Source organism: Paracoccus sp. S4493 (genome assembly GCF_000967735.1).
GTDB lineage: Bacteria > Pseudomonadota > Alphaproteobacteria > Rhodobacterales > Rhodobacteraceae > Paracoccus > Paracoccus marcusii.
The window spans coordinates 1-498 of sequence record NZ_JXYF01000207.1 but is presented as its reverse complement, the minus strand read 5'-3'; the positions used below and the strand labels follow the sequence as shown (position 1 = coordinate 498).

At 59.0% G+C, this 498-nt stretch carries 2 protein-coding genes; one reads left to right on the top strand and one right to left on the bottom strand.

Annotated elements, in window-relative coordinates; genetic code table 11:
• Positions 1-118: LysR family transcriptional regulator (locus tag TW83_RS20090; RefSeq protein WP_157001688.1), on the bottom strand; the 118-nt coding region annotated here is incomplete at its 3' end.
• A 161-nt stretch (positions 119-279) separates the two neighbouring features.
• On the opposite strand from TW83_RS20090, the gene TW83_RS16340 reads away from it, so the two are divergent.
• On the top strand, positions 280-498 hold a 219-nt coding region (locus TW83_RS16340), incomplete at its 3' end, for a hypothetical protein (protein WP_045983845.1).

Genomic DNA, 498 nt, shown 5'->3' with positions numbered 1-498 from the left:
CCAGCGCGCGGATCTGGCGGCTGACCGCCGATTGCGACAGGTGCAGCACGTCGCCCGCATGCGTCAGGCTGCCAGCATCGGCCACAGCGTGAAATATTCTAAGCTTGTCCCAGTCCATCCCTGTTACAATCCTGTCATGACAGCCATGCGAATTTTGCAGACCTAACCTTCCCCTGCGATTCCGGCAAGGTCACGTCAAGGACAGAATTTCCGCTTCGTTGGTCAGCATTTCTGACCTATAATGACCGCGGAGGCCTTTGGTCATGGGAGGAGAGGGTGATGAGCAAGCAGGAATTTTCGCTAGCCGATCGGTTCGATCTGTCGAAACGTCACGTGTTGTTGAACGGGACGCAGGCACTTGTCCGGCTGATGCTGATGCAATCAGCACGCGACAAAGCCGCGGGGCTTGATACGGCGGGACTGGTCACCGGGTATCGCGGCTCTCCCCTGGGCAGTGTCGATCTGCAGATGACGCGCGAGGCCAAGCGCTTGGCGGCG